The organism is Ruegeria arenilitoris (genome assembly GCF_013030985.1).
GTDB classification, from domain to species: Bacteria; Pseudomonadota; Alphaproteobacteria; order Rhodobacterales; family Rhodobacteraceae; genus Ruegeria; species Ruegeria arenilitoris_B.
Genome location: NZ_WPYP01000022.1, coordinates 1 through 6,594, shown reverse-complemented (window position 1 = coordinate 6,594; position 6,594 = coordinate 1). Strand labels below are relative to the sequence as shown.

The 6,594-nt window shown below is 54.9% G+C and carries 5 protein-coding genes; 3 read left to right on the top strand and 2 right to left on the bottom strand.

All coding sequences use genetic code 11. The features are described from left to right. Window positions 1–121: 121 nt before the first annotated feature. Genes GOX88_RS23090 through GOX88_RS23080 form a run of 3 tightly spaced genes read left to right on the top strand, consistent with a single transcriptional unit; the run spans window position 122 to window position 3,497 of the window. Window positions 122–1,300, top strand: a complete 1,179-nt coding sequence (locus tag GOX88_RS23090) for a glycosyltransferase (RefSeq protein WP_254443420.1) — start codon at window positions 122–124, stop codon at window positions 1,298–1,300. A 14-nt stretch (window positions 1,301–1,314) separates the two neighbouring features. Further along, complete coding sequence (locus GOX88_RS23085) at window positions 1,315–2,646, top strand: lipopolysaccharide biosynthesis protein (RefSeq protein WP_254443422.1); 1,332 nt, start codon at window positions 1,315–1,317, stop codon at window positions 2,644–2,646. Then, window positions 2,643–3,497 (top strand): sulfotransferase family protein, encoded by an 855-nt coding sequence (locus tag GOX88_RS23080; RefSeq protein ID WP_170407756.1) that lies wholly within the window; start codon window positions 2,643–2,645, stop codon window positions 3,495–3,497. The genes GOX88_RS23085 and GOX88_RS23080 overlap by 4 nt, the downstream gene beginning before the upstream one ends. A 29-nt stretch (window positions 3,498–3,526) precedes the next feature. Here GOX88_RS23080 and GOX88_RS23075 read toward each other — a convergent pair whose 3' ends face one another. Together GOX88_RS23075 and GOX88_RS23070 are read right to left on the bottom strand one after the other, a co-directional pair. Next, complete coding sequence (locus GOX88_RS23075) at window positions 3,527–4,528, bottom strand: hypothetical protein (RefSeq protein ID WP_170407754.1); 1,002 nt, start codon at window positions 4,526–4,528, stop codon at window positions 3,527–3,529. Between the two features lie 355 nt (window positions 4,529–4,883). Next, entirely contained in the window at window positions 4,884–5,645 is a 762-nt protein-coding gene (locus tag GOX88_RS23070) for a hypothetical protein (protein ID WP_170407751.1), read from the bottom strand. Between the last annotated feature and the right edge of the window lie 949 nt (window positions 5,646–6,594).

The window sequence follows — 6,594 nt, the reverse complement described above, 5'->3', positions numbered from 1 at the left end:
CGACATCGTCCGCTACGAAGACGTCTACGCCCGCGGCCAGGGCGCTAAGGGCTGAACATCGCAGGCTGATTGACGGTAGCCGCCTCTGGGAAGGGTGCGCAGCAGGTCTCAAGGATTTACCATGACCGAAGTAAACGAGTTTGTTTCGCAGAATATGGAAAGCGCCAACGCGGATTTCTCCGGCCTGCGGGTCGCCATCGTACATTATTGGCTTGTCGGAATGCGGGGCGGGGAAAAGGTCATTGAAAGCCTGCTCGACCTGTTCCCTAACGCGGTCATTGTCACCCATGTGTACGACCCGGACAAGGTGAGCGACAAGATCCGCAAGCAGGATGTGCGCGAAACGTTTATCTCCAAACTGCCCGGCGCGCGGAAGCATTACCAGAAATACCTGCCGCTGATGCCTCTTGCGCTCGAACTGGTCGACATGACCGAGTTCGACGTGATCATTTCAAGCGAAAGCGGGCCCGCAAAGGGCATCATCCCCCGACCCGATGCCGTGCATCTTTGCTATTGCCATTCACCGATGCGCTACATCTGGGACCACTATCATATCTACCGTGCATCCGCAGGACGTCTGGCAAAGCTCATGATGCCTTTGGTAGCGCACAAGATGCGGATCTGGGATGTCAGCAGCGCCGCCAGGGTCGACCGTTTCGTGGCAAACTCCGGTTTCATCGCGCAGCGCATCAGTAAATACTACCGGCGGGACGCGAATGTCATTTTCCCCCCCGTCGAAGTTGCCGAGTTCAGTGTTTCCGAAGACGTAGGAGACCATTACCTGCTGGCTGGTGAGATGGTGTCGTACAAACGGGCTGATCTTGCAGTGGACGCGTTCAACGCTTCGGGCCGCAAGCTGGTTATTGTCGGCGACGGGGAAATGCGCGCCGAGTTGGAACAAAAAGCCAAGAGCAACATCACCTTTCTGGGGCGGGTTCCCTTCGCCGAGCTGAAACGCCAATTCGCAACCTGCAAAGCGCTGGTGTTTCCCGGTGAAGAAGACTTCGGGATCATTCCGGTCGAGGTTATGGCGTCGGGGCGGCCGGTCGTGGCCTACGGCCGTGGCGGTGCCCTGGACACGGTTTTGCCCGGCGTGTCGGGTGTGCATTTTCATGAACAGACCGTCGAGGCGCTGAACGCAGCGATCGACACGCTTGAAGCGGATGTGGCGCTTGTGAATTCTCCGAAGAAAATACAGGCGCACGCAGCCCGTTTCGACCAGCAGGTTTTCAAGGCGCAAATTGCGGAACTGGTGGCACAGGAACTGGGTCTGACCGTATCCGACGCGCGCATCGCATAGTGGCCTTGAGCGTCATGAACACAGGCACCATCGCAAAGTCCGGCAAGAGATTTGCTCTGAAAAGCTTGGCGGCATTGTCCATAAAATGCGCGGCTGCCGGGCTTTCTTTCGTGATGTTCGTGGCATTGTCGCGCGGCCTCGGTGACGACGGTTTCGGGCGATTCAGCTTTGCCTTTTCTTTGGCCACGATCCTGGCGATCGCTGGCACCGTCGGGCAGCGCAATGTGGTCTTGCGCTTTGCATCTTTCTACCTGCACGACCACGACGAAGCCAAAGCCAAAGCAGTTGTGCGGTTCAGCTATGGAATCGTTCTGCTGGGGTCTTCTGTGGCCGCCTTGGGGCTGGCGCTTGCGGCGGCAATCCTGCCTGCTTTTGACGGTCAGCAGTCCCTGCTTTGGGCGACCGCGCTCTTTACCGTCGTCCTGGCTCTGGCCGAGTTTCAACCCAACCCGCAACGGGCGGCGGGCTCTGTCTGGTGCGCGCTGCTGCCCAGGGACGTCGTGTTTCGCCTGACCGTCATTGCCCTGGCGATGATGGCCGCATTGGGCATGATCCCGGCGCTCGACCCGGTCACCACATTGTTGCTGATGTCCGCTTTTCTGGGCGGGCTGTTTCTGGTTCAGTCCTTTCTGGTGCCGCTGACCAATCCGGTGCGGCTGATGACCGGAGCGGCCGATTTTAGCCAAGAGAGCCGATGGATTTCCGCCTCATGGGGGATGTGGGGCAATTCTGTTGTCGACGCATCTGGCCGCAATGTGGCGATTGTCATTGTCGGCGGTCTTCTTCCGGCGGCTATTGTCGGCGCCATTTTCGCCGCCTTGCGTACGGCCATGGTGCTGGAATTGTTCCTGATGGCGATCAACATTGTCGCGGCCCCGATGCTTGCGGCGCAGTTGGGCAAACACGACTTTGACGCAGCCCAAACCACCTGCCGCCGTATCAGCCTGATGTTGGGGATGCCGACATTGGCCAGCTTTTTGATTTTTTTCCTGTGGGGCGACGAGGTGCTGGAACTATTCGGCCCGGGTTATGCCACGGCGTATCCCGAGCTCATCGTGATCAGCCTTGGCTATCTGGTCAGCGCTTTTGCGGGCCCGACGGCGCAGATCATGGAAATGTCCGGTCACGAGCGGGTGCACTTCGTGATGTTGGTTGTCACCACCGGTCTTTCGCTTGCGGCCTTGCCTGTCGCCGTCGCCCTTTGGGGGTCGATGGGCGCAGCAGTGTGCATCAGTTGCAACCTCATCGCCCTGAACACCGCGGCATATATCTATATCTTCAGAAAAATCGGGATTTCCTCAGGCCTTGTGAACCTGGCCTTGCTGTTCAAGGAGCGTAGGCCGTGACCAACAATACCCTACCCGTCAATTTCCTGTATCTGGGTGGCGACAAGTGCGGGTCCACATGGATTTGGCATATTTTGAACCAGCATCCCGATGTTGCATTGGCCAACGCAAAAGAGATTTTCTATTTCGACCGCTTCTATGACAAAGGCGAAGATTGGTACCGCCGTCAGTTTCCGAAACAGCCTCAGGCCATGCGGATCGGTGAAATCTGTCATGACTACCTGTATTCCGAAACAGCGCTGGAACGCATTGCCCGCGATCTGCCGCAGGACAGCCGGTTTCTGGTGACCGTACGTGCGCCCGTTGCCCGCAGCGTGTCCCATTGGAAGTACATGCTGAAAATCGGCCGGACAAACTTGTGCTTTGAAGACGCGGTTCGAGAATACCCCGAGATTGTCGAGAACTCCCTGTTTGGGAAACATGTGCAAAATGCCAGGAACCACCTGGGCGCGAACCGGGTTTTTGTCCTGGATTTTGATCAGCTCAAGACCGACCCCAAGGGCTTTGGCGGTTCCTTGTGCTCTGCGCTTGATGTTCCTTTCATCGAGACTCTTCCCTATGAGGACCGGATTCTAGAGGCTCAGTCTGCACGCAATCCGGCGCTTGTCTCGGTATTGCGGAACGGCGGCTGGGTGCTGCGTCGCCTCGGCCTGCCAAGCTTGGTTTCGACGGTGAAAAGCAGTCCGCTGGTGTCCAAAGTGCTGTACACGTCGGATCCGGCAAAGACCCCCCCTGAGCCGGGGGCGGAGATTCTGCAAGAGCTGTCAGACCTCTTCGCACCGGACCAAGCGCGCCTGACTGAACTGATGGAACCGGGCCTGAAAAATCGCCAAGAAACCCAAGCGGTCTGATGGAGACCATCCGGGCGTAAGTGAACAGGTTACAAGAACTCCAAGCTTCTAAAAACCACGTGGAAAAACCCAAGGATCGCTAACCCTGGAAACATTCTGGCAGGAGTAATCATTGCCAGAATGGGAACGAAGAAGAAGTAGTACCTTGCATTTTGAAACGCATACGTGACGTGCGTGTAGAAGAAAAACACAGAAAAGAAACAAGCAACTAACCAAAAGTGCTCTCTTAAGTTGCGGCGAAATTCGGCAGAGCTTAACAAGTAAGCGATCACTGCCAGTGAAAATAACACGTCAATCCAGTAGGCCCCGGTATGCAGGCTGAAGAAGTGAAAGCTCGCGATAAATACCGCTATACTCTCGATAGGGGAGTAGTCCGGGTTGATAGTGTTTCGAGTCCAATCAAACCGCTGCAACAACCCTCCTATCCAAGGAAGTGAGAATGCAGCGCCTGTTTTCATGGCGGCATCCAGAGCAATCCCGAATCCCACAATTCCGATCGGTGTTGAACGTTGAAATCCAGCATGTTGAATGAGCAAGGCAGCTCGAAAAGTTAGAATAACGCCGAGGTTTGCCTCTCCGGTAGCATACAGCAATATACCGAGTAAAAATATTACTCCGGCTTCGGCCCGAGCAGAAAGGTTTGGCCGTATCAGGCAAAGCGGAAAGTAGAAGAATTCCCAATAGATCTTTGAAAAAAGCAGGACTGACAGCGGCCATATTGCAACGAGTATGACAGCCTTTTTGTCGACAAGTTTAAAAGCAACCAAGACAAAGGTTATGGCAACATTGAACGCGAATAAAACCAATCTGGTCCAAGTTTCTTCAACCCACACATGACCTAAACGGGCATCATTCTGAAATGAGAGAAGGTTTACAAAATACCCGACTGCCTTGATCTCGTCTGGCCGTCTTTCATAAGTGAAGAAAACAGCCTGGAACGTAAAGTGAAATACCGCAAACAAGATAACGGCACCAATAATCAGGTACGTGTTCTCTTCTTTTGTTCGCCGATCCAAAAAAGTTTCCGCCATTTTCACGTCCCGGACCCAAAAGTGCTTTCTGTCACACCTGAGCGGTCAGTGACTTCCATCTCAAAAAACATCAAGTGTCCGACTGAACCTGTCCCGATTTTATTACCACAAGTGTTCGTTTAGGCGACTTTCCGCGGGATGGCGAGCAGGCTTTCCAGCCAACGCCGGAGGCGTCTTAGCAGGCTGACAACGTTCTGACGAACAACTGCACGCAGATTCCAGTGCGAATCCTGACCTCGCCTGATGAAGGACAACGGTACAGAGTGGCGGTGCCACCCCATACCATTGCCGACGTAGATTGACATGCTCACCTATGCGTCAGAAAAAACCAACGCCACCCTTCAGGTGTCGTTGCTCAGGCGATGGCACCCGATCTCCTTGCATAATAGCTTCGGATAAACGCCTCTTCTGCCGCGCCCGGAGTCCGGTTCATGTGGACACCGCCATAATCTCGAATATGCGCCGGATTTGGACCAAGAATCCGATAAGGCTCCGTGCCCCCATCTTCCAGTGCGACGCCAGCTCTTGTGGCGGTTTGACCGTTGACGTTGGTGGACATCCCCGAGGCGCTGTTCGACGTCGTAACAAGAGTATCCACGCCCACAAGGGATCCCCCTGTATCCACGATACTGGCCACACCACCGAAGGAAGTAATAATTCTCTGAGGCTCTGATTGCGATGCCGAGATCAAGGGATGGCGGGCCTTCAGATCGCCTGGAACGCCACCTCGGTTGCTGATGATATGCGCGAAGGGGCGATCAATGCTGAGCGTCCGGAACGCAACGGCTTCGAACACCTCGACAGAAAACGGTACCGTGCCCTGATATACCAACACGTCGTCCACACCGTCACTTTCCAGCCATTGATAGGTGCCGTCAGACTGATACACCGGGGCGGCTGCTGCACTGGGGGCAAGAAAATACCCCCCCAGTGTGCCCTTGTTGTTCAGGCGCCTGACGGGTTCACCCACAGCCGTCACCGGCACCAAGCCCGCCGGGTCCTGAAACAAAGTGGACACGTCGGATGGGTCGCGCCACAGAAGCGGACCAAGGCTGTTAATCCCACCGTGTTTGTTCCGAACTGCCAGCGTTACCGTGGAAAGGCCAAGATCGATCATGCTGTTTCACCCCATTGCATTGCCAGGACTGCGCGTCCCAACCTTTCAACGGCGCGGGGCATGCCGAACCGGCAAATGTATTCTTCTTGGGGCATGTTCTCTGGTCTCCATCAGATCATACGTTTCATTCGGTCTCACCGGTGTGCCGATCACCCCGGAACCGCCCTCTGCGCGCGGTATTGCTTTCGTCAACCGGGCCAGAATGCCCCGAAGGGAATACAGCCGCGGCCCGTGTTTTTTGGTCAGCCGTCATGTTTTGCGAACTTCGTTGAGTTTTTGTTAGGCAACAGTCCGCCCTGTTCGGGCAGACCCGAACCCGGTCGAATCCGGATCAACAAAAATAGATAGTGGCTACCCGTTCATTCACCAGGAGCGGTTGTTGAGGTTCGCTTTTCCATCCTGCTTCACAGCCCAACTGATTTGCTCCTCACAACCCTTAATTGCATGGCAGCAGAGGGATGAGTTTTTCATCTGCTGAAAACAGCGGCACCTGAGCAACAGCTGTGCAGATACGGGAAGATCCACCTAAGGATCTATTTTATACTTAAATATGTTACGCCGCGGGTTTATCCGGGACACCGTTTGATTGCTTGTTTGATGCATTAGCAGCTGCTCTTACGGTGTCAGGATTTTTTTACGATGTTGGATTTTGCTTCCTCAGCGATATCAGGATCATCTCCGTCACCGCCTCGGCAGTCCTTCTCCGAACCGGCCGGTAAGTCCGTTTTTAACGCCTTGGGGCCCAAGCACAGAAAAACAGACCCCGCGTTTTACGTGTGCGCGGCATTCGCTGAAACAAAACCTGACAAGATACGGCAGACGGCAAAATACGCCTCCGGTCAAAGCCTTTTCTCACCAAGAAACGGCGCGCCATACAAGCGCGCCGTCTTTTGTGTTGTTTTTTATGTGTCTTAGTTTGTGCTGACGGTGCTTGTGGTGCTGTTAGCGG